Raw genomic sequence first — 24,070 nt, 5'->3', positions numbered from 1 at the left:
GGGGCCCGGGCGCGCCCGGGGTCAGCCGCGCAGGGTGCGCACGGGCAGGACGAGCTGCGCCGCCGTGGCCAGCGTGTCCTCGTGGTTGGCGAAGGCCGCCACCGCCGCACCGTCGCCGGGCTCGCCCCCGGACCAGGGCCGCGTGGCGAAGACGAGGCAGGCGTACCCCCGCCGGTCGGCCGCCGCCCGCCACTGCGCGGTGGGCACGAACTGGGCGTTGACCCCCGGCATGGTGAGGGCCGCCGCGCCCGGTACCACGAGCAGTCCGATCGGCAGGTCCGGCAGCACGGTGGCATCGAGGACGGTGTCGCCGCCCACCGCGATTCCGGAGCGGCTCAGCAGCCCCTCGACGGCGGCCGGGGCCGCCTCCGGGCCGCCCTCCCCGTCGCCGAGGGAGCAGGCGAGGAGGAAGGGGACGTCGCCGTCGGGCGTCTCACGGCTCCAGGACATGATGACGAGGGTGCCGAGGTCGGCGGTTCGCAGGGGGCGCGGGTCAGTGGAGATCGAGGTCACCGCGAAACGGTAAGCGCGCGCGACGGCGCACCCGCCCGGCCCTCACCCGACTGGGCGACACCCTGGCGCTTCTTCACACGAACGAGGGTCGCCCGCCGCCGGTCCACGGGCGCCCGCCGACCGGTCAGTGCTGCGACAACCGCCCGCGGATGTCGTCGAAGTGCCGGTGCACGGCCGTCTCGGCGGCCTCCGCGTCACCGGCGCGCACGGCCTCGACGATCCTGGCGTGCATCCGGGCCAGCTCCTCGCCGTCGGCCGCCGAGCCGAGCCCGCGGGCCTGGGCGCGCACCCGGTGGAAGGCGCTCCAGAAGGCGTCGAGCAACTCGCTGAGCAGGTCGTTGTCGAGCGAACGGTGCAGCACCCGGTGGAAGGCGCGGTCGGTGCGGGACGCGATCTCGCCGCCCTCGCGCACCTCCGTGTGCATCCGCTCCACCAGCGCGTCCAGTTCGGCCAGGTCCTCGTCGGGCAGTCGCCCGGCGAGCTGGTGCATCAGCCCCGCCTCCAGGGCCTCGCGCAGTTGCAGCAGTTCCAGCAGGCTGCCGTGGCCCCGCCGGTGCCCGACCACCGTGCGGAACGCCATGGCCTCGGTCATCGGCTCCAGCGACATGGTGCCGACGTAGGTCCCGAAACCGCGGCGGATCTCGACGATGTGCATGGCCTGGAGGGACTTGAGCGCCTCGCGCAGCGAGTTGCGGCTGACGCCGAACCGCTCCATCAGCTCCGTCTCGGTGGGCAGCGGATCGCCGGGGCCGAGGCCCTGTTCGACGATCAGCTCCTTGATGCGCTCCTCGGCGTCGGCGGCGACCGAGCCCATGTGGCGTCCCCTCTCGACCCTTGACATCCCCTGCTCCGGCATGTGTCACTCTAACAGGACGTAGGACATCCTACGTCCCCCGTCACCAGGGCCTCGGCGTGCTGCTGCCCGCATCGGTCCCGGGACGAGCACAGCACGACCTGGAGTACCGCATGCCCATCCCCACGCCGCTGAGCGGCGTCGTCCCCCCGGTCATCACCCCCCTCACCCCGAAGGGGGAGGTGGACACCGCCTCGGTGCGCCGGCTCACCGAGCATCTGATCACCGCCGGTGTGCACGGCCTGTTCCTGCTGGGGTCCAGCGGCGAGGCCGCCTACCTCACCGACGCCCAGCGGCTGACCGCGCTGGAGAGTGCCGTGGACGCCGCCGCGGGCCGCGTCCCCGTCCTCGCCGGGATCATCGACACCACCATGGCACGGGTCCTCGACCGGGCGGCCGACGCGGTCCGGGCCGGCGCCGACGCCCTCGTGGCCACGGCACCCTTCTACACCCGCACCCACCCCGTGGAGATCGCCGACCACTTCCGGCGGGTGCGCGAGGGCGCCGGCCTGCCGCTGTTCGCCTACGACATCCCGGTCGCCGTGCACACCAAGCTGCCCCGCGAGGTGGTCCTCGACCTGGCCGCGGACGGCACCCTCGCCGGCCTCAAGGACTCCAGCGGCGACGAGGGCTCCCTGCGCCGCCTGCTGGTCGCGCTGCGCCGCCGTGTCCCGGGCTTCACCGTGCTCACCGGCTCCGAACTCACCGTCGACGGCGCGCTGCTCGCCGGCGCCGACGGCGTCGTGCCCGGCCTCGGCAACGTCGACGCCCACGGCTACGTACGCCTCTACGCGTCCGCCCGGGCCGGGGACTGGGCCGCGGCCCGGGCCGAACAGGACCGGCTCGCCGCCCTGTTCGACCTCACCGACGCGGGCGACCCCGCGCTGATGGGCGGCAGTTCCAGCGCGCTCGGCGCCTTCAAGGCCGCCGCCCACCTGCTGGGCCTCATCGACTGCCCGGCCACCGCCGCACCGCAGGTCCCGCTCGACGCGGCGGCCGTGGCCCGGGTCCGCGACCGGCTCACCGAGGCCGGACTGCTGTGACCCCGGGACGGGCCGGTGACCGCCCGACCCGGCCCCACCCCCGTCCCCGACGCGCGTCTTCCCACCCGCATAGGATCGCCATGTCATCTGCGCGCACCACCCCGACCCCCCAGCCCTGGTACCGGGAGATCACCCGGGAGAAGTGGAAGTCGTTCTTCGCCGCCTGGATCGGCTACCTCCTGGACGGCTTCGACTTCGTCCTCATCACCCTGGTACTGACCGAGATCGCCGACGACTTCGGGCTGTCGACCGTCGAGTCGGCCAGCCTCGTCTCCGGGGCCTTCATCACCCGCTGGCTCGGCGGCGCGGTGCTCGGCGCGCTCGGCGACCGGTTCGGCCGCAAGAGCGCCATGGTGGCCAGCATCCTGCTCTACTCGGTCGGCACCTTCGCCTGCGGCTTCGCCTGGGACTACACCAGCCTGTTCACGGCCCGCCTGCTCATCGGCATGGGCATGGCCGGCGAGTACAGCGCCAGCGCCACCTACGTCCTGGAGAGCTGGCCCGCCCGGCTGCGCAACCGCGCCTCCGGCTTCCTCATCTCCGGATTCTCGCTGGGCGGCGTCCTGGCGGCCGAGGTCTACGAGCACGTGGTGCCCGGGCACGGCTGGCGCTGGCTGTTCTACATCGGCCTGTTCCCCGTCGTCGTCGCCCTGTGGGTGCGCCGGGCGCTGCCCGAGGCCGACGACTGGGAGGCACGGGTCGGGGCGAGTGGGAAACGGCCCAACCCCTTCCGGCCGCTGTTCGCCGGCCGCCGCCGGGCCACGGTCAACACGGTGCTCACGGTCGTCGCCACCGGTTCGCTCTTCGCGGTGTTCACCCCGCTGGGCGCGGGCGCCGTGCCCGTCCTGTCCGTCCTGGCGACGGCCTGCCTCGTCGCCTTCGCGGTGCAACTGGGCGGCCGCAAGCGGTGGGTGCTGTTCGTCGCGCTGTGCGTCACCGTCTTCTGCGCCTTCCTCTACAGCTGGCCGGTGCAGGCGCTGCTGCCCACCTATCTCAAGACCGAGCTGGGCTTCACCCCGGCCCAGGTCAGCGACGCGCTCTACTACGCCGGGTTCGGCACGATGGCGGGCTGCGTCGTCACCGGCTTCGTCGGCGACCGGTTCGGCACCCGCAGGGCGTACGCCTGCACCCTGGTGGTGGGCATCGCCTTCGTCTTCCCCGTCTTCGCGATCCGGGACAGCCAACTCCAGCTCGGCATCCTGCTGTTCCTGATGCTCGCCTGCATGCAGGGGATCTCCGGGCTGCTGCCCAAGTTCATCGCCGGGCACTTCCCGACCGAGACCCGGGCCGCGTCCCTGGGCTTCACCTACAACGTCGGCGCGCTGGGCGGCGCCGTCGCCCCGGTGCTCGGTGCCAAGCTGGCATCCACCATGTCCCTGGGCCAGTCGCTCGCCGTGCTCACCTTCTCGCTGACCCTCGTGGTGATCCTGCTGATCGGCTTCGACGTGCCGAGCCGGCTCAACCGGCTCGTCGACAAGGAGGCGGTCCCGGACTACCTCGCCGCCGAGGCCGCGGTGCCGGACGCCGCGGGGCGCGTACGGTCGGCGCCCTGAGACGGGGGCGGACGGGGGACAGGCGTGCTCCGACTGGCCCAAGACGCGACGGCCGGCGCGGCGGCGGGCGGTCACCTGGTGTACCAGTCTTCGTATGATCTGTAGACGAAATGATCGTCGGAGCGACGTGCGCGGTTCGCGTGGCCGCAGGATCCGCACCGCCGCGGTGACCCTGGTCGCCGCGACCGCCCTCGGCGCGACCGGCGAAGCGGTCGCCGCCCCCTCGGTCCCCACGCGCACCGACTGGGACGCGATCGCCGCGTGCGAGTCCAGCGGCAACTGGCAGGCCAACACCGGCAACGGCTACTACGGCGGGCTGCAGTTCGCCCGGTCCAGCTGGATCGCGGCCGGCGGCCTCAAGTACGCCCCGCGCGCGGACCTCGCCACCCGCGCCGAGCAGATCGCCGTGGCGGAACGCCTGGCCCGGATGCAGGGGATGTCCGCCTGGGGCTGCGCCTGACCGCGGCTCGCGGGCCCCGTCCGCGCGGAGTTGACCGGGATGCCCCGGTGCGTGTGCACCGGCCGTCGGTGACCGTGCGCCCGGTTTCCCGCGAGCGGCGCACGGGCAGTCCCCGGCGGGGGAGCCGAGCGGCGGTCCCGGACGCCGGGTGCGCCGATGCGCCCGGGGCCGCCCTCGCCCCCTCCTGGACGTGTCAGTCTCCCGACCCGCGGCGGCCCGAGTAGGCCGACCAGCGGCCGTGGTGCCGGGCCACCGTGATGTCCCGGCCGAAGCACGCGGTCAGCAGGGAGTCGGTCAGGACCTCGTCCACCGCGCCCCGGGACAGGATCCGGCCCTCGCGCAGCAACAGGGCGTGGCTGACGGCCGGGAACAGCTCCTCCAGGTGGTGGGTGACCGTCACGGTGGCCAGCTGCGGCCTCCCCTCGGCCAGTTGGTGCATCGCCTCGACGAGATCCTCCCGGGAGGGCAGGTCCAGGGCGTTGAACGGCTCGTCCAGGAGCAGCAGGGCGGGGTCGGCCATCAGCGCCCGGGCGATGAGGACCCGCGCCCGCTGCCCGCCCGAGCAGACCCCGTACGGCCGGTCGGCCAGCTCCTTGACCCCGAGTTCGGTCAGCAGGTCGCGGGCGCGCAGCCGCACCTCCTCGTCGTACGTCCGCCACAGCGGCTGCACGGTGCCGCTGTGGCCGGTGAGCACGACCGCGTGGGCGGACAGGTCCTGCGGCACCCGCTGGGCGGCGTTGACATGGCCGATCCGGGCCCGCAGTTCACGCACGTCCACCCGGCCGAGCCGGCTGCCGAGGACCTCGACCGTGCCCGTGGTGGGGTGCATCAGCGCGCCGGCCAGCCGCAGCAGGGTGGTCTTCCCCGCGCCGTTGGCCCCCAGCAGCGCCCAGTGCTCGCCCGGCCGGACCGTCCAGTCGACGGCGTCGAGGATCAGCTGGTCGGTGGTGAGGCGGCGTACGCTCACGTCCTGGAGCCGGAGCACGGCCGCCCCTGCCTCGTCGGACTGGGAGCTGGCTGTCTGGGCGGTCATGCCGGGACTCCTTCGCGCGCGGTACACCATCGGTCGTTCACCGGGAACACTAGATGTACCGACCACACTCCTGCCGGGCCGTCCGCTTCCTGGACGAGGAGTGGCGGCGAGCGGGAGCGGGGCGCGAAGGAGCCGTGTCACACCAGGGGGTCCTGCGCCCGCCTCCGGGGTCACGGGGCGGGCGCAGGACCGGTGTGCCGGCGGGAGGCGTCAGACGCCGGCCACCGACTGGATCCAGGAGCGGTAGGCCGTCACGTTGGTGTAGGCCGTGGTGGTCTGCCGGTCGCTGGTCGAGGCGACGCCCACCTGGACACCGCCGGCCATCATCGGACCGCCGGAGTCGCCGCCCGCGGTGATGCCGTCCACGGCCCGGGCGCATATCGCCTGGCCGTTGTAGGCGTCGTAGCACCCGCGTGTCACGCTCACGTTGGCGACCTTGAGGTACTGCGACTGGCAGTTGATCTCCGAGCCGCAGCGGGAGGTCGCTCCCCAGCCGTAGACCTGCACGGTCTGGCCGACCCGCACCGTGCCGGGCTGCCCGAGCTGCGCGTAGGAGGCCGAGACGGAGCGGTCGAGGCGGACCAGCGCGAGGTCCGCCGAGGGACTGGTGACGGTCTGGACGCCGTTCGCCACCGTCCCGCCGGAGCCCTGGTTGAGGCTGCCGATCCGGAAGGACAGGTTGCCGCCGCTGACGCAGTGCTTGGCGGTGAGGATCCAGGTGGGGGAGATGATGGTCGAGGTACAGGTCTGCTGGCCGTTGGAGAACAGCCTGGCCGCCCAGGGCCCGCTCTGCGCGTAGCCGCCGCCGATGATCGGCTGGGGGCCGCCGTCACCGGGCCGGGGCTCCGCCGCCGAGGCGGACGGCGCGAGCGTGAGGGCGGACAGCAGCGCGGCCACGAGCGCGGCCAGCAGGGCGGGGACGAGTCTCGTTGTTCGCAAGGCTCCTCGATTCCGACGACACGCGCCGGGGCGCGTGCAGGTGTGTGGGGGCGCCCCACAGCATGTCGGGCCCGGCCACCGCCCGAACAATCCCGGCCTCCCATAACGCGGTGTTATGCCGGTGGACTCGCGGGGCCGGCCCAGCGCGTCGCGGGCGGGCCCTAGCGGAGCAGCAGCTGCACGAGGGCGACCGTGCCGACCGTCACGACCAGGGCCCGCAGGACCGCGGGGCTGAAGCGGCGGCCCACCTTGGCGCCGGCGTAGCCGCCGAGGCCCGAGCCGACCGCGAGCAGCCCCACGGCGGCCCACTCGAAGTCAGCGGCGAAGAGGAAGAAGAGCGCGGCGACGGTGTTGACCACGGCGGCGAGGACGTTCTTGACCGCGTTGAGCCGCTGCAGGGGTTCGTCCATCAGCATGCCCATCAGGGACAGGTAGATGATCCCCTGGGCGGCGGTGAAGTAGCCGCCGTAGACGCTGGCCAGCGTCAGGCCGGTGAAGAGCAGCGGTCCGCCGTCGCGGCGGGGAGCGGTGCCGTTGCGGGCCCGGTGGCGCTGGACCAGCCTGCCGATCTGCGGCTGGAAGGCCACGAGGAGCAGGGCGAGGCCGACCAGGACCGGCACGATCGTCTCGAAGGCGTCGGCGGGCAGCGACAGCAGGAGCGTGGCACCCGCGAGACCGCCCAGCAGCGCTCCGGAGCCCAGCTTGAGCACGCGCCGCCCCTGCCCGCGCAGCTCCTTGCGGTAGCCGATGGCCCCGCTGATGGAGCCGGGGATGAGGCCGAGCGCGTTGGAGACGGTCGCGGTGACCGGCGGCAGCCCCGTGGCCAGCAGGACCGGGAAGGTGATCAGGGTGCCGGAGCCCACGACGCTGTTGATGGCGCCGGCCCCGACGCCCGCCGCGAACACCGCGGCCATGGCCTCCGGTGTCACCCCGGGCCGCCCGGCGCCGGGCCCGTGCTCGGCCGGAAGGTGACGTGTGCATCTTTCACGGGGCCGACTGTACCCACCGCCCCGGGCGGCGCGTCCGCCGGTCCCAACCGGTCACGCATGAGCGCTTCTTGACGTGAATTCACCTGATCATGCGGTGATACGATCACCGCGTTTGCGGAGCGGGCGGATGGGTGAAAGACGGCATCCCCGAGGTCAGGGGCAGCCCGGGCAGCTACTCCCGGTGCGGGCACTCCACCGGGCCGCCCGCGCGGACGGGAATTCAGCAAGCCGGCTGCCAGTCGCCTGAAGAGAGTCTTATGACGGAATACACAGGGAACCCATTGCTCTGGGTCGCCCTCGTCGCCCTCGTCGCCGCCGCCGTGCTCATCAGCCGCCAGCGCAAGGCGGCCCGGGCGTTGCGGCAGCAGGTCCAGGGGCTCAGGGATCACTACACCGAGCTGGAGAACGATTACGGGAAGTCCGTACGGGCCGCCCAGGAGCGCGCCGAGGACGAGACCAAGACGGTGCTGAAGTCCGCGATGCGGACCCTTCAGGGCCTCGCCGCCGAACAGCAGCTGGTGCTCTCCCGGCTGCAGAACAAGTACGGCGACTCGGCCCTCCTCCAGGACCTGCTGGAGATCGACCACACCAACTCGCAGTTCGGCCGGCGCGCCCAGTCCATCGCCGTGCTGTGCGACGGCTGGCTCGGCGGCCGGCGCGACACCGCCTCCGTCTACGACGTGGTGCGCAGCGCCCAGGGACGCATCCGGCACTTCCGCCGGGTGGACATCCTCTCCCAGGTCGACTTCGGCATCACCAGCCGGGCCGTCGAGCCGGTCGCGCTGGCCCTCGCCGAACTGCTCGACAACGCCACCAGCTACTCCAGCCCGGACACGGTCGTCGAGATCAACATCCGGACCGTCCCCAAGGGCATCTGCGTCGTGGTCGACGACGCCGGTGTCGGCATGAGCGACGAGGAGCGGGTCCGCGCCGACAAGCTGCTCGCCACCGAGCGCGCCTCGGGCGTGGCGGGGCTCGGCAACCCGCCGCAGTTCGGCTTCGCCGTCATCGGCCTGCTGTGCGAACGATTCGGCTTCGAGGTGTCGGTGGACTCCTCCTCCCCCTACGGAGGTGTACGGGCGGTGGTCCTGCTGCCGCACGAACTGCTCACCGCCATGCCGGAGAAGAAGGCGCCCGCCCCGGCCGCCCGCGGCACGGCGGCCCGGCCGGTCCCGGACGCCGGCGGACCGGAGGCCGCGTCGCTCGCCCCCTCCCAGACCGGCGACGGCCTGCCCCGGCGCCGCCGCAAGCGGCCGATGGCCATCGTGCCCGGCAGCGCGTCCGCCCCGCGCGCCGCGGCCCGCTCCGACTCCGAGCAGGCACAGGTCATGGGTGCCTTCCAGCGCGGAACGCAGTCCGGCCGGACCACCGGGCCGGCGAGCCCGGACGACGCCGAACGGACCAGCGACACACCTGGTGCAAGCAGCGAAGGACATGAGGTCTCGTGAACGACGATCTGTCATGGATGCTCGACAGCGCCCTGGAGATTCCCGGGGCCCTGCACGCGGTCCTGATCTCCGCCGACGGCCTGCTGATGGCCCGGACGCAGGACTTCGACAAGGACGACGCCGACCGGGTCGCCGCCGCGATGAGCGGCGTGCAGTCCCTCAGCCGCACCCTCGCCTTCTTCTGTGAGGACCCCAGCCAGACCTGGCGGCAGACCCTGGTCGAGTTCGACGGCGGCTGGGTGTTCCTGATCTCCGCCGGCGAGGGCGCCTACCTCGGTGTGTCCGCCTCCCCCGAGGTCGACATGGCCGACATCACCTTCCGGATGCAGCAGCTCGTCGCCCAGCTCGGCAAGCGGCTGACCACGCCGCCGCGCGAGAACCTGGGCGCCCGCTCATGACCGGCCAGGACGGCTGGCAGCCCGAGGCGCCGGAATTAGTACGGCCGTACGTCATCACCAAGGGGCGCGGCCTGCCCGACGAGGACGACCTCTCGCTCATCACCCTGGTCACCGCCTCCGCCGGCCAGTCGCAGCGGCCGGCCCGGCTGTCCCCCGAGGAGCAGAGCCTGCTCGACCTCTGCTCGGCCGGCTACCTCTCGGTCGCCGAGATCGCCGGACACACCCGGTTCCCGCTCGGCGTCGTACGGATCCTGCTGGCCTCCCTGATGGAGGGCGGGCACCTCATGACCCGCCCGCCGGTGGCCCGCGCCCGCCTCGCGGACAAGGAGATACTGGAGGAGGTGCTCAATGGGCTCCGCGCCAAGTTTGGATGAGCGGGACTACGTACGCCAGGGAGCGACCCAGACGGCGGTGAAGATCCTCGTCGTCGGGCACTTCGCGGTGGGCAAGACCACCCTCATCGGCTCCATCTCCGAGATCGAGCCGCTGTCCACCGAGGAGACGATGACGCAGGCCGCCGAGTCGGTCGACGACCTCAAGGGGGTCCAGGGCAAGACCACCACCACGGTCGCCATGGACTTCGGGCGCCTGACCATCAGCGACCGCGTCGTGCTCTACCTCTTCGGCACCCCCGGCCAGCAGCGCTTCGTGCAGATGTGGGAGGACATGGCGCGCGGCGCGCTCGGCGCCCTGGTGCTGGTCGACCCGGAGCGGCTGGCGGACTCCTTCCCGGTGATCGACCTCATCGAGCACTACGGTCTCGACTACGCCATCGCCGTCAACCACTTCGACGGTGCGCCGCTGCGCGACGAGCGGGCGCTGCGCGAGGCGCTCGACCTGCTCGACGACACCCCCGTCGTCACCTGCGACGCCCGCGACGAGAAGTCCTCGGCCGCCGCACTGACCACCCTCGTCCGCTACTTGCTGGACCGCACCCGCTAGGAGCTGGGAGCAACATGAACGCCCATGACACCGCCCCGGTGCCGCCGCCCGGCTGCCCGGCCCACGGCTCCGGCGCCCGGGTGCCGCTGCACGGGCCGGAGTTCGCCGCCGACCCGCAGGCGTACTACGAGTACCTGCGCCACTACGGGGCCGCGGCCCCCGTCGAACTGGCCCCGGGCGTCGAGGCGACCCTGGTCACGGACTACGCGGCGGCGCTCCAACTGCTGCAGGACTCCGGGACCTTCCGCAAGGACGCGCGCCGCTGGCGGGCCTTCAACGAGGGCAAGATCAGCCCGGACAGCCCGGTCGCGCCGCTGCTGGCCTACCGGCCCAACTGCATGTTCGCCGACGGCGCCGACCACCTCAGGCTGCGCCAGGCGGTCACCGACAGCATGGCGCGGGTGGACACCCGGCGGCTGAGCCGCAGCACCGAGCAGATCTCCGGCTACCTCGTCTCCCAGTTCGGCGCCCGCGGTTCGGCCGACCTGCTCGGGGACTACGCCAAACAGCTGCCGCTGTTCGTGTTCAACGAACTCTTCGGCTGCCCCGCCGACATCGGCGACCGGGTGCTGTTCGGCATCTCCGGCATGTTCGACGGCGTCAACGCCGAGAAGGCCACCGCGGTGCTCTTCCAGGCCGTGGGCGAACTGGTCGCGCTCAAGCGGCGCAAGCCCGGCGACGACGTCACCTCCTGGCTGATGCGGCACGAGGCCGGGCTCGACGACGAGGAGATGGTCCACCAGCTCGCCCTGCTGCTCGGCGCGGGAGCCGAACCCCTGCGCAACCTCCTCGGCAACACCCTGCACCGGCTCCTGACCCACGAGCGGTACGCCCGCGAGGGCGGACTGATCGACGAGGCCCTCGACGACACGCTGTGGGAGAACCCGCCCATGGCCAACTACGCCCCGCACTACCCGGCCGCCGACACGGAACTGGCCGGCCAGCAGCTGCAGGCGGGCGACCTCGTGCTGGTCAGCTTCGCCGCGGCCAACACCGGCCCGGCCCTCAAGGCATCCCGCCAGGCGGGCAGCAACCGCGCGCACCTCGCCTGGAGCGCGGGGCCGCACGCCTGCCCGTCCAAGGAACCGGCCCGGCACATCACGGTCACGGCCATCGAGCACCTGCTGAACGAACTGCCCGACGTCGAACTCGCCGTCCCCGAGGACAGCCTGACGTGGCGTCCGGGCCCCTTCAACCGGGCGCTGGCCACGCTTCCGGCCCGGTTCACCCCGGTGCGTTCCGCACGCCGCGGCGAACCGGGACCGGCCGCCGCGGCGGCCGAGCAGGAGAAGACGGCGGGCACGGCCCGTCCGGCCGAACACAAGGGGATGTGGAGCCAGTTCCTCAACTGGCTCACACGGTGATCTGCGCAACACCCTCCCAACCCGCCCCATTTGCATGAAGATCGAACGGCACGGGTAGTGAGCAACGCGGTATGCAAGTTGCTTACGAGTCAAAGGAGGTGTCGTGGACCACATATCCACGAACGCCGCTTTCCCGGCGCCGGACCCCCTGATACCCGCCCCCCGAGGCGGGTATCGCTTTGTGCGGCTCCGGCCGGGGACGGGCCGGTGAGGGCCGCGCCGACGGGCGCGGACCCGCGGGGCACACCCACGCTCGGCTCCTTCACCGGCGGCCAGCTGCGAAGACTCGGCGCGGTCGCCGGCCTGTCCCGGACCGACGCCGAGACCTACGCACAGGTCCTGGCCGACGCACTGGGCCCGGTGGCCGAGCGGCCGCTGGACCTGGCGCCGCCCACCCGCACCTTCCTGTCCGACGACCACACCCCCGTGGAGTTCTCCCTCTCCTTCCGGCCGGACGCGGCGCCCGCCATGCGGGTCCTCGTGGAACCGGGCTGCGGCGCAGACAGCCTGGCTCACAACGGCCGTGCCGGCTTGGAGGCGGTCCGGACGATGGCGCGGCGCTGGCACTTCTCCGCCGACGTCCTCGACGAACTCCAGGACCTGTTCCTGCCCCCCGCCCCGCAGGGCCCCCTCGCCCTGTGGTGCGCCCTGGAACTCAGGCCGGGCGGCGTCCCCGGGGTCAAGGTCTACCTGAACCCGGCGGCGAGCGGGGAGGAACGTTCCGCCGCGACGGTGCGCGAGGCCCTGCACCGGCTCGGGCACCACCAGGCCTTCGACAGCCTCCCCCCGGGCGGTGGATACCCGTTCCTCGCCCTGGACCTCGGCGACTGGGCGGAACCCCGGGCGAAGGTCTACGTGCGCCACGACCACCTCACGGCCGGCCAGGCCGGGCGGCTGTCCCGGATGGACGCGGGCCCGGGGCCCGCGGCGGTCGAGGGCTTCTTCCGCACGGCCGCGGGCCTCGGCCCCGACGCGCGGGGGCTCGGCGGGCGGCCCGGACTGTCCTGCCACTCCTTCACCGCCACCGGCACCGTGCGGCCGAGCGGATTCACCCTGCACATCCCGGTCAGGGACTACGTCCGGCACGACGGGGAGGCGCTGGCCCGGGCGTCGAGGGTGCTGCGCCACCACGGCATGGACGCCTCCGTGCTCGACCGCGCCCTGGCCGCCCTCACCGAGCGGCGGCCGGAGGACGGGGTGGGCCTGATCGCCTACCTGGCCCTCGCCCACCAGCGGGACCAGCCGCCGCGGGTGACGGCGTACCTCTCCTCGGAGGCGTACGCGGTCCGGCCGCCTGCCGTGGAGACCGTCCGCCGACCGGTGCCGGTGGCCTGACCGGGCGCCCGCACACCGGAGGGCTCCCGGTGCGATCCACCGGGAGCCCTCGGCAGGGACGTGACCGGGCGCCGTCGCGGACGGTGCGGCGGCGCCCGGCGGAACACTCACACGGGCAGCGACTCCCGGAACTCGGCCAGGTACGGGCCCACGTCGACCTGGATCGAGGCGCCCTCCGTCCGGCCGTAGCGCTCGACGATGCCGGTGAGGTACGTGCCGATCTCCTCACGCATCTCCTGGGCCGGGGGCAGTGCCGCGGTGCCGTCGACGATCCGGGCCACCCACTGCGCCTGCGCCTCCACCAGCCGGGTGATGGCGCCGACGGGGCGCACCAGTCCGACGAAGTACAGACCGGGCCGGTCGGCCGGGACGACCCGTCGGTACAGCTCGACCGAGCCGTCGGCCGCCACCGGGCAACCGGCGGGCAGGAAGGGGAAGGTCATGCGGAAACCGGTGCAGTAGACCACCGCGTCGGCGGTCTCGGAGCTGCCGTCGGCGAACACGACCCGGTCGCCCTCGAACGAGGCGATCGCGGGCTTCGGGGTCACCGCCCCGTGCCGGATCCGGCTGAGGATCTCGTCCGAGAGGGTCGTCGCCGAGGAGAAGACCGGGTGGTCGGGCTCGGGCAGGCCGTAGTCCGACAGCCTGCCGCGGGCCACCAGCAGGGCCTGCTCCACCCACCGGCGCCGCTCGGCGAAGGACATCTCGTTCCACCACGGGGCCTCGGCGATCTCGTCGACGGACATCCCGAAGAGCTGCTTGGGCACGATGTGCAGTCCCCGGCGCACCGAGAGCAGGGTGCGCTCCGCGTGCCGGGAGAGGTCCGCCGCGATGTCCACCGCCGAGGCGCCGAGGCCCACCACGACGACACGCCGGCCGGCGAAGTCGCCGCCGTCGCGGTAGTCGAGGGAGTGAAGAATCGTTCCGGCGAAGGAATCCGCACCGGCCGGAAGCGGATCGGGCAGGGCCGGGTCGGTGTGGTGCCCGGAGGCGACGACCACCTGCTCGAACCGGCGGGAACGCCGCGTGCCGTCCGCGCCGCGGCTGACGACCGTCCAGGTGCCGTCGGCGTCCTGGCGGACGGACAGCACCTCGGTGCGCAGCTCGACGTGGTCGAGCAGCCCCGCCCACTTCGCGAAGGACCGCAGGTAGGCGGCGACCTGGCTGTGCCGGGGATAGAGCGGGTACGAGTCCGGCATCGGGAAGTCCGCGTAACCCGTCAGCTGCTTGGCAGTGTTCAGGTGCAGGGTCTGGTAACCCGGGCCCCGCTCGCCGGCCTCCGGCTGGCGCCAGATCCCGCCGACGCCGGGTGCCTTCTCCAGGCAGACGAAGGAGATGCCGCGCTCCTTCAGGGCATGGCCCACTGCCAGCCCCGACAGGCCTGCACCGATCACACACACACGCACGGGATGTCCCCCCAGGATGTCCTCAACCTCCCCCGATCATGCCTTTACTGCCCATCCGTTTCTTCCCGCACACCAGCACGACCCGTGAACAGACGTGTCCGTGCTCACGTTTCACCGCCCCGCAGGTCCCACACCCGGCGGATCTTCCCGAGCGAGCGCTCCAGGGTCTCCGGCTCGACGACCTCCACCTCCACGGTCACGCCCACCCCGTCCTTGACGCCCTGGGCGATCGCCCTCGCGGCGGCCTCGCGCTGCTCGGGGCCCGCGTCGGGCCGTGCCTCGACCCGGACGGTCATGTGGTCCATGCGGCCGCGTTCGGTGAGCCGGATCTGGAAGTGCGGGGCGACAGCCGGGGTGCGCAGCACGATCTCCTCGACCTGGGTGGGGAAGACGTTCACCCCGCGCAGGATGATCATGTCGTCGCAGCGTCCGGTCACCTTCTGCATCCGGCGGAAGGCGGGACGCGCGGTGCCGGGCAGCAGCCGGGTCAGGTCCCGCGTGCGGTAGCGGATCACCGGGAGCGCCTCCTTGGTGAGGGAGGTGAAGACGATCTCGCCCTCCTCGCCCGCGGGCAGCACGGCGTCCGTGAGCGGGTCCACCACCTCGGGGTAGAAGTGGTCCTCCCAGATGTGCAGCCCGTCCTTGGTCTCCACGCACTCCTGGGCCACGCCCGGGCCGATCACCTCGGACAGTCCGTATATGTCGACGGCGTGGATGTCCATCCGCTCCTCGATCTCGCGCCGCATCTCCTCGGTCCACGGCTCGGCGCCGAAGATGCCCACCTTGAGCGAGCTGGTGCGCGGATCGACGCCCTGGCGCTCGAACTCGTCGAGCAGGGTGAGCATGTAGGAGGGGGTGACCATGATGATCTCGGGCCGGAAGTCCTGGATGATCTGCACCTGACGTGCCGTCATGCCGCCGGAGGCGGGGATCACCGTGCAGCCGGCGCGCTCGGCGCCGTAGTGGGCGCCGAGGCCGCCGGTGAACAGGCCGTAGCCGTAGGAGATGTGCACCTTGTGGCCCGGGCGGCCGCCGGCCGCGCGGATCGAACGGGCTGTGACGTCCGCCCACATGGACAGGTCGTTCTCCGTGTACCCGACGACGGTGGGGCGGCCGGTGGTGCCGCTGGACGCGTGCACGCGCCGCACCTCGGACATCGGGACGGCGAACATGCCGAAGGGATAGGTGTCCCGCAGGTCCGCCTTGGTGGTGAAGGGGAACCGGGACAGGTCCGCCAGGGTGCGGCAGTCCTCGGGCGTGACCCCGGCGGCGTCGAACTTCTTGCGGTACAGCTCCACGTTGTCGTAGGCGTGCCGCAGGGTCGCGCGCAGGCGCTCCAGCTGGAGCTCGTGCAGCTGCTCGCGGGACAGGCGCTCGGCGGCGTCCAGCAGGTCGTGGGGAAGGGGCTCGCCCGGTCGGGGTGCCGGGGCGGCCCCGGTCGTCGGCTCGCTGCTCATCGCGACTCCTTCGTCGTCGTGCCCGGCGTCTCGCGCGCCGTGTCGTCCCGCGCGCCGCGGCCGCGCCCGTCGTCCCGCACGCTGCGGCTGCGGCCGCGGAACTCCGCGATCACCTCGTCGCCGCGCCGCACGCTCACGTCGTAGATCCCGCTGCGCCCGTAGCGGGCACGCTCCTCGGCGAGGGCCACCAGCACGTCGCCCTCGCGGGCCGGGGCAACGAAGACGATGTCGGCGCCGGCCGCCACGGTGACGGGTCCGTGGCTGTTGCAGGCGCAGGCGAAGGCGGTGTCGGCCAGCAGGAACAGGAAGCCGCCGTGGGCGATCCGGTGGCCGTTCACCATCGCCGGGGTCACGGTCATGCGCACCACAGCCCTGCCCGCACCGTGGTCCACCAGCTCGATGCCGAGCCCCCGGGAGGCCTCGTCCGCGCGGAACATCGCCTCCGTGGGCGTCTGCTCAGTGGCCTGCGACACCGTACCCACCACCCTGTCTCCCGACCGACCATTCGGTTAGCTCGCGGCAAGGCCAAGTAATCCAGCCACGCGGCGGCGCTGTCAAGAGTGTGACCGGCAGGGTAGGGCTCTTGCCCGGCGCGCGGAAACACGTCACACTGATACCGAACGAATGGTCGGTTGGGAAGCTGGTGACGATGACCACGACACACGCCGCCGAGGCGCCGCCCCCGGACGCACCGGACGGACTCCAGGAGCACTTCGACGCGACGATCGCGCGCGACCAGCGCATCGAGCCGCGGGACTGGATGCCCGAGGGCTACCGCAAGACGCTGATCCGGCAGATCGCCCAGCACGCGCACTCGGAGATCATCGGCATGCAGCCCGAGGGCGAGTGGATCACCCGGGCCCCGTCGCTGCGCCGCAAGGCGATCCTGTTCGCCAAGGTCCAGGACGAGGCCGGACACGGGCTGTACCTGTACTCGGCGGCCGAGACCCTCGGCGCGGACCGCGACGACCTCACCCGGCGGCTGATCGAGGGCCGCCAGAAGTACTCCTCGATCTTCAACTACCCGACCCTCAGCTTCGCCGACGTCGGCGTGATCGGCTGGTTCGTGGACGGCGCCGCGATCTGCAACCAGGTGCCGCTGTGCCGCAGCTCCTACGGCCCCTACGCGCGCGCGATGGTGCGCATCTGCAAGGAGGAGTCCTTCCACCAGCGGCAGGGCTACGAGCTGCTGATGACCATGATGCGCGGCACCGACGCCCAGCGGGAGATGGTCCAGGACGCGGTGGACCGCTGGTGGTGGCCGTCCCTGATGATGTTCGGCCCGCCCGACGACGCCTCGCCCAACTCGGCGCGCTCGATGGCCTGGAAGATCAAGCGGCACAGCAACGACGAACTGCGCCGCCGCTTCGTCGACATGACCGTCCCGCAGGCCGAGAAGCTCGGCGTCACCCTGCCCGACCCTCAGCTGCGCTGGAACGAGGAGAGCGGGCACCACGACTTCGGCACCCCCGACTGGGACGAGCTGATGCGCGTCATCAAGGGCGACGGACCCTGCAACGACCGGCGGATGGAGCGGCGGCGGACCGCCCACGAGGAGGGCGCCTGGGTGCGCGAGGCGGCCACCGCCCACGCCGCCAAGCAGGCCGCCCGCGCGGAGAAGGGAGCGGCGGCATGAGCACCGAGCAGGCCCACCGGCCCGACCAGCGGGGCTGGCCGCTGTACGAGGTGTTCGTGCGCGGCAAGCGCGGCCTCAACCACGTCCACGTCGGCTCGCTGCACGCCGCCGACGACGCCATGGCCCTCACCCACGCCCGCGACCTCTACACCCGGCGCAACGAGGGCGTGAGCATCTGGGTGGTGCGCTCCGAGCACATCGCCGCCTCCACCCGGGACGAGAAGGACCCCTTCTTCGCCCCCAGCGCGGACAAGGTCTACCGCCACCCGACCTTCTACGACATCCCCGACGACGTCCCCCACATCTAGGAGCAGGGCATGAGTGACGACCACGTCTACCTCACCCTGGCCGAGGGGCACGAGGACGACGCCCGCTGGGCCTACGGCACCGGCTTCGAGGACCCGCTGCACGGCGTCGACACCTCCGTGCCCGAGGGCGTCGACGCCGGTGAGCTGGCCGCGGCGTGCGTGGCGCTCGCCGACGACGCCCTGGTGAGCGCCCAGCGGCTCGCCGAGTGGGTCACCCGCGCGCCGGAGCTGGAGGAGGAGGTGGCGCTGGCCAACATCGGGCTCGACCTCCTCGGCCAGGCCCGCCTGCTCTACTCCCGCGCCGGGCAGGCCGACGGCACCGGCCGGGACGAGGACGCCTACGCCTACTTCCGCGACGCCGCCGACTTCCGCAACGTCCGCCTGGCCGAACTCCCCGGCGGCGACTTCGCCTTCACCGTGGTGCGCCTGCTGGTGCTCTCCAGCTGGCGGCTGGCCCACTTCCGGCGGCTCCAGGCCCACCCCGACCCGGTGCTGGCGGCGGTCGCCGCCAAGGGGGTCAAGGAGCTGACCTACCACCGGCAGTACGCCGCCGAGTGGTGCGTGCGCCTGGGCGACGGCACCGACGAGTCGCACCGCCGGATGCGCACCGCACTGGACCAGGTCGCCCCGTATCTGGGCGAGCTGCACACGGCGTACGACGTCCGGGACGAGGTCGCCGACGACCTGCGCCAGGTCACCGAGGCCGCCGGACTGACACTGCCCGTCTACCGCCCGCTGCCCGGCTCGGGCCGGGCCGGCGAGCACACCGAACACCTGGCGCCGCTCCTGACCGAGCTGCAGGGCGTCGCCCGCGCCCACCCGGAGGCGACATGGTGACCGGCACCCCCGCACTCCTGGACGCCCGCCGCGCCCGCCAGGTCGCCGAGCAGGTGCCCGACCCCGAGCTGCCCATGCTGACCCTCGCCGACCTCGGCGTCCTGCGCGACGTCGAGGTCGGCGCCGACGGCACCGTGGTCGCCAGCCTGACCCCAACCTACTCGGGCTGCCCGGCCATGGCCGAGATGCGGGCGGACGTCGCCGCGCGGCTGCGGGAGGCGGGGTATCAGCGCGTGGAGATCCGGACCGTCCTGGACCCGCCCTGGACCAGCGACTGGATCACCGAGGCGGGCCGCCTGAAGCTCGCCGAGCACGGCATCGCCCCGCCCGGACCCGCACCCCGCGGCGGCCCCGTCCCCCTGGTCCTGTCGCCCACCCGGCCCGCGGTGCCCTGCCCCCGGTGCGGCTCGGCGGACACCGAGGAGACCTCCCGCTTCGCCGCCACGTCCTGCAAGGCGCTGTGGCGCTGCCGGGCCTGCCGCGAGCCGTTCGAGTACGTCAAGGAGATCTGATGGCCCCGACCGCCCCCGTCCCGGCGCCGCCGGTGCGCACCCGCCGCCGGCCCGCCTTCCACCGTCTGCGCGTCGCCGCCGTCGAGCGGCTGTGCGCGGACGCGGCGGCCGTCAGCTTCGAGATCCCCGACGAACTGGCCGGGGAGTTCGCCTTCGCGCCCGGTCAGTCGCTCACCCTGCGGCGCGAGGTGGACGGCCGGGACGAGCGCCGCTCGTACTCGATCTGCGCACCGGCCGGTGCGGCGCCGCGCATCGGAGTACGGGTGGTGCCGGGCGGACTGTTCTCGGCGTGGCTGGTCGACGAGGTGCGGCCGGGCGACACCGTCGAGGTGATGGCGCCCACCGGACTGTTCACGCCCGACCTGACCACTCCCGGCCACCACGTCCTGATCGCGGCCGGTTCGGGCATCACCCCGATGGTGTCCATCGCCGAGTCGGTGCTCGCCGCCGACGACCGCTCCACCGTCACCCTCTTCTACGGCAACCGCCGCACCGACACGGTGATGTTCGCCGACGAGCTGGCCGACCTGAAGGACCTCCACCCGACCCGCTTCCACCTCGCCCACGTGCTCTCCCGCGAACCGCGCGAGGCCGAGGTGCTCTCCGGGCGCCTGGACGCGGAACGGCTGTCGGCGCTCATCGGCTCGCTGCTGGACGTGGCGGGCGCGGACCACTGGTGGCTGTGCGGACCGCAGGGCATGGTCGCCGACGCCCAGCAGGTCCTGTCCGGCCTCGGCGTCCCGGCCGAGCGCGTCCACCGCGAGCTGTTCTACGCCGACGACGAGCCCGTGCGGGAGGTGCGCCACGAGGAGAGCGGCCCCGAGGGCCCCGTCAGCGAGGTCACCATCACCCTGGACGGCCGCTCCACGACCGCCTCGCTCTCCCGGGAGCGGTCGATCCTCGACGGGGCCCAGCAGACCCGCCCCGACCTGCCCTTCGCCTGCAAGGGCGGGGTCTGCGGAACCTGCCGGGCCCTGGTCACCGACGGCAGCGCCGACATGCGCCGCAACTACGCGCTCGAAACCGCCGAGGTCGACGCCGGCTACGTCCTGACCTGCCAGTCGTACCCCGTCTCCGAGAAGCTGACCGTGGACTACGACAGCTGACAGGGCGTCGGCCCGGCGTCGGCCCGCGTCCGACCGGGCCTAGGCGGGGTTGTCGCCGTGGGTGAGCGTCTCCCAGGCGACGAAGAGGTTGTTCGTGCCGGAGGGGCGGGTGCGTTCGGTGAGCGCCTCGGTGTTGTCCATGGCGAACCCGAGGCGGTTGTGCAGGGCGTTGTAGCCGACCTCGGTCACCGGGCCCAGGCCGAGGTCGACCTCGCCCCCGCACAGCCAGCTCGGGACGGCTGCCCCCTGCTGGTACTTGGCCTGGAAGCCGAGCGCGTGCCGCAGCCGCTCGCCGACGTCGGTGCCGTACAGGTCCTGCCCCTGGATCCGGCTGGTTTCGGCGACGTGCGAGATGGACGAGATGCCGTACCCGGTGTGGGTGAAGTCCCGGCAGGTCTCCTGGGTGAGGCCGGTGACGAAGGTGGACTGGCCCTGCCAGTACTTGACGATCTTGTCCCGGGTGTCGAGGTGCTGGCTCGGCACGGTCTTCGGGAGCTCTCCGTCGGAGTTCAGGTACACGTACGCGGCCGTGCGGGTGCGAAACCTGGCCATGGCCTTGTCGTAGGAGGTCCTGTCCTCCAGGAAGACGGAGATGCCGACGGCGGCCTCCATCATCGTCAGCTCCCAGTTGCCGTTGGAGTTGGAGCCGTTGGTGATCTCCGGCAGGTAGACGTCGCGGAGCATGGTGGCGAAGCGGCCCGAGTTCGCCCAGGTGCCGTCGTACGTGTACTTGATGATCTCGGCGGCCTTGGGCCAGGACGACCCGGCCCACCCGGTCTGCAGCGGCGCGTTGCTGTTGGTGTGGTCCCGGAGCACGGCGGACCAGGCGTCCATCAGCTCGATGGACTTGCGCGCGTACCTCTCGTCCCGGGTGAAGTACCAGGCCAGCGCGTTGGTGTAGGCCGCGATCGCATCCTCGCGCTCGTCGGTGCAGCCGTAGTTCGGGTTGGAGTAGGACCCGCACTCCACCACTGCGCGGGGCTTCGGGGTGCGGTTCAGGTCGGCGTACCGGCTCGCCATCATCTGGTCGAAGGCGCCCTTCCAGGGTTGGGCCCCGGCGTCGACCTTGGCGCGGGCGAAGTCGAGTTGACCCTGGGAGACGGTGACTCCGGGATGTGTGGTGCGGCGTCCGCGCGGGGGATGACCGAGCCGGGCCCGGTCAACAGGGCGCCGGTGAGTGCGGCGGTGAGGGTGGCGAGGAGGACGGCGCGGGATCTGCGGTGCCGACGCGGGGGAGCAGAGGACATGTGGGGGGTCCATCCGTTCGAGTATGTGAACGTTGAGTGTTGTTCTGAACGTTCGACTGGGCGGTGACGATAGGTAGAGACCAATGGGGCGTCAAGAGGCCACGCAGGAACGCGCGGAGTTCCGGACGGGCGGACTCGGCGAGGCTCGGCGAACACTATGAACGCAACAGCCGAAGGGGTGGCTCCGGATCCGGGGGATTCCTAACATCCCCGCTCGCAGCGCGACTTCGCGCCGGCCCGCCCGCACGTACAGGAGCCGCACCTTGACCACACCTCCCGCTCCCCGGCACGACACCCGGCCCACCCGCCGCAGAAGCCGATCGGCGGTGGTCGCCGCCGCGCTCGCCGCCGTCTTCCTCGGCACCCTCGGCAACGTCGCCGCCGCCACCCCCGCGCGGGCGGCCGGGCAGCCGGCGGCCGCCGACTGTCCGCCCGCCCTCGCCGAGAAGGCCACCTGTTACACCGGCCAGGACGCGCACGGTGCCTACTACACGATGGCCGTGCCCCACCGCTGGAACGGGTCCCTCGTCGTGCACGCCCACGGCGGCCCCGACCTCGGCGACGCCGCCGACCCGGACCGCAGCACCGAGGACCTGGAGCGCTGGGCGGTGATGGTCGACCAGGGCTACGCCTGGGCCGCCTCCTCCTACCGGCGCGGCGGCTACGGGGCCCGCATGGCGGCCGCCGACACCGAGAACGTGCGCCGCCTGTTCACCGACCGGTTCGGCCGGCCGGAACGCACCTATCTGCACGGCCAGTCCTGGGGCGGGAACGTCGCCGCCAAGGTCGCCGAGACCTACGGCCGGCGCCCGGGCGCCTACGACGGGGTGCTGCTGACCAACGGCGTGCTCGGCGGCGGTTCGCGCGGCTACGACTACCGCGTGGACCTGCGGGTGGTCTACCAGTACTACTGCCACAACCACCCGCGCCCGGCCGAGCCGCAGTACCCGCTGTGGCAGGGCCTGCGCCCCGGTTCCACCATGACCACGGCAGGACTGCGCGCCCGTCTCCAGGAGTGCACGGGCTACGCCTCCGACCCCGCGGAGCGGACCGCGCTCCAGCAGCGCAACCTCGACGACATCCTCGCGGTCACCGGCATCCCCGAGCGCACCCTGGAGTCCCATCTGCGGTTCGCCACCTTCACGTTCCGGGACATCGTGACCAACCGGCTCGGCGGACGCAACCCCTGGAGCAACCGAGGGGTGCGCTACTCGGGTTCGCACGACGACAAGGCGCTCAACGCGGGCGTCGAGCGCTTCTCGGCCGACCCCACCGCGCGGCGCGACCTGTCCTGGGACAGCGACCTCACCGGCCGGGTCTCCCTGCCCGTCCTCACCCTGCACGCCATCGACGACCCGACCGCGTTCGTGGAGCACGAGGCCGCCTACCGCGCCACGCTCCGGGGCGCCGGCCGGGACCGCCACCTCGTCCAGACCTTCACGCGGGAACACGAGCACAGCTCGCTGAGCGACTCCGAGTACGCGGGCTCGATCTCCGCGCTGGACTCCTGGGTGCGCACCGGCCGCAGGCCGAGCCCGCGCTCGATCGCCGACTCCTGCTCCGCCTTCGACGCGACTTACGGCGAGGGGTGCTTCTACGACCCCGGATTCCGCCCGTCTCCGTACGCCTCACGGGTGCGGCCCCGGCCGGGCGGTCTCGCCTGGCCCGCCATGACGGCCGCTCAGGAGCGGGCGTGGAGCAGGACCGAGGGCGTGGGGATCGCCCCGTAGGCCGCGGGACCCGGCCGCAGGGGCGCCGTCCTAGCGGCCCTCCGCCTCCGCCAGCACCGCCCGGATCACGTGCCGGGCGTTGCCGGCCATCGCGGGGTTGGTGCTGCGGTAGTACGGCAGGGCGATCAGCGCCTGGGAGAGGGTGCGGCCCCGGCCGCGCCGCCAGGACGCGTCGTCCACGCCGAGCGCCTCGCGGAAGACCTCCCTCGCGCCGGGCGGCAGCAGGTTCCACGCCGGGAAGAGGTCGCAGGCCGGATCGCCCACCCCCATGCACCCGAAGTCGATCACCGCGGAGAGCCTGCCTCCGCTCACCAGCAGATTGCCCGGCATCAGGTCCGCGTGCAGCCAACCGGGCGGCCCCTGCCAGGCCGGTGCGCGCAGCGCGTCCTGCCACACGGCGGCCAGCGTGTCGCAGTCGACGTCCTCTTCGGGGAGGGCGCGCAGTTTGTCGAGCGCGGCCCGGGTCGGTGCGTCGAGCACGGTGAGCGGCCCGCCGCGGTACGCCTGCGGCGCGCCGGGCAGGGAGATGCCGCGCATCGCCGCCACGAAGGCGGCCAGGTCCTCCGCCAGGCGCACGGGATCGGCCAGCGCTCCTGCCTCGGGGATCTCGCCGGGCAGCCACCGGTAGACCGACCAGGGCCAGGGGTACCCGTCGGCCGGCACTCCTTCCGCGAGCACCTCGGGGACAGCGGTGGGCAGCAGGGGCGACAGCCGCGGCAGCCACACCCGCTCCGTCGCCACGTCCGCCACGCCGCTCGCGACCAGCGGCAGCCGCACGACCATGTCCTCGCCCAGCCGGTACATCGCGTTGACCGTGCCGCCGGAGGGGAAGCGCTCGACCGGCAGGCCCGACCACCGCGGGAACTGCCCGTCGACCAAGCGCCGTACCAGACGGTCGTCGACGCGGCACCGGGCCGGATGCGTATGCCCTGAACTCATGGCGCTCATCCGACCCTTCGAC

24 protein-coding genes and 1 pseudogene are annotated in these 24,070 nt (G+C 72.8%); 15 read left to right on the top strand and 10 right to left on the bottom strand.

Annotation, left to right across the window (positions count from 1 at the left end; all coding sequences use genetic code 11):
- Positions 1-21 precede the first annotated feature (21 nt).
- Together K7854_RS11955 and K7854_RS11950 are read right to left on the bottom strand one after the other, a co-directional pair.
- On the bottom strand, positions 22-513 hold the full coding sequence (locus K7854_RS11955; protein ID WP_226026403.1) for a DUF5949 family protein: 492 nt from the start codon (positions 511-513) through the stop codon (positions 22-24).
- A gap of 124 nt (positions 514-637) precedes the next feature.
- Positions 638-1,354 carry a FadR/GntR family transcriptional regulator gene (locus tag K7854_RS11950; protein WP_226026402.1) on the bottom strand — a complete coding sequence of 239 codons (717 nt, stop codon included), beginning with the start codon at positions 1,352-1,354 and terminating at the stop codon, positions 638-640.
- Between the two features lie 125 nt (positions 1,355-1,479).
- Here K7854_RS11950 and K7854_RS11945 point away from each other — a divergent pair, with 125 nt between their 5' ends.
- From K7854_RS11945 to rpfE, 3 genes are all read left to right on the top strand, one after another.
- Positions 1,480-2,409, top strand: coding sequence for a dihydrodipicolinate synthase family protein (locus K7854_RS11945; protein ID WP_226026401.1), 930 nt, complete (start codon positions 1,480-1,482; stop codon positions 2,407-2,409).
- An 80-nt stretch (positions 2,410-2,489) separates the two neighbouring features.
- Positions 2,490-3,962: an MFS transporter gene (locus K7854_RS11940; protein WP_226026400.1), complete on the top strand. Its 1,473-nt coding sequence runs from the start codon at positions 2,490-2,492 to the stop codon at positions 3,960-3,962.
- Positions 3,963-4,056: 94 nt separating this feature from the next.
- Positions 4,057-4,422 (top strand): resuscitation-promoting factor protein RpfE, encoded by a 366-nt coding sequence (gene rpfE, locus K7854_RS11935; RefSeq protein ID WP_226026399.1) that lies wholly within the window; start codon positions 4,057-4,059, stop codon positions 4,420-4,422.
- 193 nt (positions 4,423-4,615) lie between these two features.
- Here rpfE and K7854_RS11930 read toward each other — a convergent pair whose 3' ends face one another.
- The 3 genes from K7854_RS11930 to K7854_RS11920 form a co-directional block, all read right to left on the bottom strand.
- The gene (locus K7854_RS11930) at positions 4,616-5,455 is read right to left on the bottom strand and encodes an ABC transporter ATP-binding protein (RefSeq protein WP_226026398.1); all 840 of its coding nucleotides are present in this window, start codon (positions 5,453-5,455) and stop codon (positions 4,616-4,618) included.
- A 210-nt stretch (positions 5,456-5,665) separates the two neighbouring features.
- Positions 5,666-6,394: a S1 family peptidase gene (locus tag K7854_RS11925; RefSeq protein ID WP_226026397.1), complete on the bottom strand. Its 729-nt coding sequence runs from the start codon at positions 6,392-6,394 to the stop codon at positions 5,666-5,668.
- Between the two features lie 161 nt (positions 6,395-6,555).
- Positions 6,556-7,308: a sulfite exporter TauE/SafE family protein gene (locus K7854_RS11920; RefSeq protein ID WP_226026396.1), complete on the bottom strand. Its 753-nt coding sequence runs from the start codon at positions 7,306-7,308 to the stop codon at positions 6,556-6,558.
- A gap of 332 nt (positions 7,309-7,640) precedes the next feature.
- On the opposite strand from K7854_RS11920, the gene K7854_RS11915 reads away from it, so the two are divergent.
- The 6 genes from K7854_RS11915 to K7854_RS11890 all read left to right on the top strand — a co-directional run bounded on the left by K7854_RS11915 (position 7,641) and on the right by K7854_RS11890 (position 12,870).
- On the top strand, positions 7,641-8,831 hold the full coding sequence (locus K7854_RS11915) for an ATP-binding protein (RefSeq protein ID WP_226026395.1): 1,191 nt from the start codon (positions 7,641-7,643) through the stop codon (positions 8,829-8,831).
- Positions 8,828-9,229 carry a roadblock/LC7 domain-containing protein gene (locus K7854_RS11910; RefSeq protein ID WP_003971678.1) on the top strand — a complete coding sequence of 134 codons (402 nt, stop codon included), beginning with the start codon at positions 8,828-8,830 and terminating at the stop codon, positions 9,227-9,229. Before K7854_RS11915 ends, K7854_RS11910 begins: the two co-directional genes overlap by 4 nt.
- Positions 9,226-9,603 carry a DUF742 domain-containing protein gene (locus K7854_RS11905; protein WP_226026394.1) on the top strand — a complete coding sequence of 126 codons (378 nt, stop codon included), beginning with the start codon at positions 9,226-9,228 and terminating at the stop codon, positions 9,601-9,603. Before K7854_RS11910 ends, K7854_RS11905 begins: the two co-directional genes overlap by 4 nt.
- Complete coding sequence (locus tag K7854_RS11900; protein WP_226026393.1) at positions 9,578-10,171, top strand: GTP-binding protein; 594 nt, start codon at positions 9,578-9,580, stop codon at positions 10,169-10,171. The genes K7854_RS11905 and K7854_RS11900 overlap by 26 nt, the downstream gene beginning before the upstream one ends.
- A gap of 14 nt (positions 10,172-10,185) precedes the next feature.
- Positions 10,186-11,535, top strand: coding sequence for a cytochrome P450 (locus K7854_RS11895; protein WP_226026392.1), 1,350 nt, complete (start codon positions 10,186-10,188; stop codon positions 11,533-11,535).
- Between the two features lie 207 nt (positions 11,536-11,742).
- Positions 11,743-12,870 carry a tryptophan dimethylallyltransferase family protein gene (locus K7854_RS11890; RefSeq protein ID WP_226026391.1) on the top strand — a complete coding sequence of 376 codons (1,128 nt, stop codon included), beginning with the start codon at positions 11,743-11,745 and terminating at the stop codon, positions 12,868-12,870.
- 107 nt (positions 12,871-12,977) lie between these two features.
- Here the strand turns inward: K7854_RS11890 and K7854_RS11885 are convergent, their stop codons facing one another.
- The 3 genes from K7854_RS11885 to paaI form a co-directional block, all read right to left on the bottom strand.
- Positions 12,978-14,276 (bottom strand): flavin-containing monooxygenase, encoded by a 1,299-nt coding sequence (locus tag K7854_RS11885; RefSeq protein WP_226026390.1) that lies wholly within the window; start codon positions 14,274-14,276, stop codon positions 12,978-12,980.
- Between the two features lie 104 nt (positions 14,277-14,380).
- Positions 14,381-15,733 carry a phenylacetate--CoA ligase PaaK gene (gene paaK, locus K7854_RS11880; RefSeq protein ID WP_226026389.1) on the bottom strand — a complete coding sequence of 451 codons (1,353 nt, stop codon included), beginning with the start codon at positions 15,731-15,733 and terminating at the stop codon, positions 14,381-14,383.
- Complete coding sequence (paaI, locus tag K7854_RS11875) at positions 15,730-16,170, bottom strand: hydroxyphenylacetyl-CoA thioesterase PaaI (protein WP_264087223.1); 441 nt, start codon at positions 16,168-16,170, stop codon at positions 15,730-15,732. The genes paaK and paaI overlap by 4 nt, the downstream gene beginning before the upstream one ends.
- A 212-nt stretch (positions 16,171-16,382) precedes the next feature.
- Here paaI and paaA point away from each other — a divergent pair, with 212 nt between their 5' ends.
- From paaA to paaE, 5 genes are read left to right on the top strand one after another with little or no spacing between them, the layout of a single operon-like run.
- Positions 16,383-17,369, top strand: coding sequence for a 1,2-phenylacetyl-CoA epoxidase subunit PaaA (gene paaA / locus K7854_RS11870; RefSeq protein ID WP_226026387.1), 987 nt, complete (start codon positions 16,383-16,385; stop codon positions 17,367-17,369).
- On the top strand, positions 17,366-17,677 hold the full coding sequence (paaB, locus tag K7854_RS11865) for a 1,2-phenylacetyl-CoA epoxidase subunit PaaB (RefSeq protein ID WP_226026386.1): 312 nt from the start codon (positions 17,366-17,368) through the stop codon (positions 17,675-17,677). The genes paaA and paaB overlap by 4 nt, the downstream gene beginning before the upstream one ends.
- 9 nt (positions 17,678-17,686) lie before the next feature.
- Positions 17,687-18,514, top strand: a complete 828-nt coding sequence (paaC, locus tag K7854_RS11860; RefSeq protein WP_226026385.1) for a 1,2-phenylacetyl-CoA epoxidase subunit PaaC — start codon at positions 17,687-17,689, stop codon at positions 18,512-18,514.
- Positions 18,508-19,026, top strand: coding sequence for a 1,2-phenylacetyl-CoA epoxidase subunit PaaD (gene paaD, locus K7854_RS11855; protein WP_226026384.1), 519 nt, complete (start codon positions 18,508-18,510; stop codon positions 19,024-19,026). The genes paaC and paaD overlap by 7 nt, the downstream gene beginning before the upstream one ends.
- The gene (paaE, locus tag K7854_RS11850) at positions 19,026-20,132 is read left to right on the top strand and encodes a 1,2-phenylacetyl-CoA epoxidase subunit PaaE (protein WP_226026383.1); all 1,107 of its coding nucleotides are present in this window, start codon (positions 19,026-19,028) and stop codon (positions 20,130-20,132) included. Before paaD ends, paaE begins: the two co-directional genes overlap by 1 nt.
- A gap of 39 nt (positions 20,133-20,171) precedes the next feature.
- Here the strand turns inward: paaE and K7854_RS11845 are convergent.
- Positions 20,172-21,379, bottom strand: a pseudogene (locus tag K7854_RS11845) (alginate lyase family protein).
- A gap of 263 nt (positions 21,380-21,642) precedes the next feature.
- Between K7854_RS11845 and K7854_RS11840 the strand changes: the two are divergent.
- Positions 21,643-23,109, top strand: coding sequence for an alpha/beta hydrolase family protein (locus tag K7854_RS11840; protein ID WP_226026382.1), 1,467 nt, complete (start codon positions 21,643-21,645; stop codon positions 23,107-23,109).
- Positions 23,110-23,139: 30 nt separating this feature from the next.
- On the opposite strand, the gene K7854_RS11835 is transcribed toward K7854_RS11840, so the two are convergent.
- Complete coding sequence (locus K7854_RS11835) at positions 23,140-24,048, bottom strand: aminoglycoside phosphotransferase family protein (RefSeq protein WP_226026381.1); 909 nt, start codon at positions 24,046-24,048, stop codon at positions 23,140-23,142.
- Between the last annotated feature and the right edge of the window lie 22 nt (positions 24,049-24,070).

Origin of the sequence: Streptomyces hyderabadensis, from assembly GCF_020404845.1 — a bacterium.
Lineage (GTDB): Bacteria > Actinomycetota > Actinomycetes > Streptomycetales > Streptomycetaceae > Streptomyces > Streptomyces hyderabadensis.
Note: the sequence above shows the minus strand (reverse complement) of the source record. Positions and strands in the feature narration are given on the sequence as shown.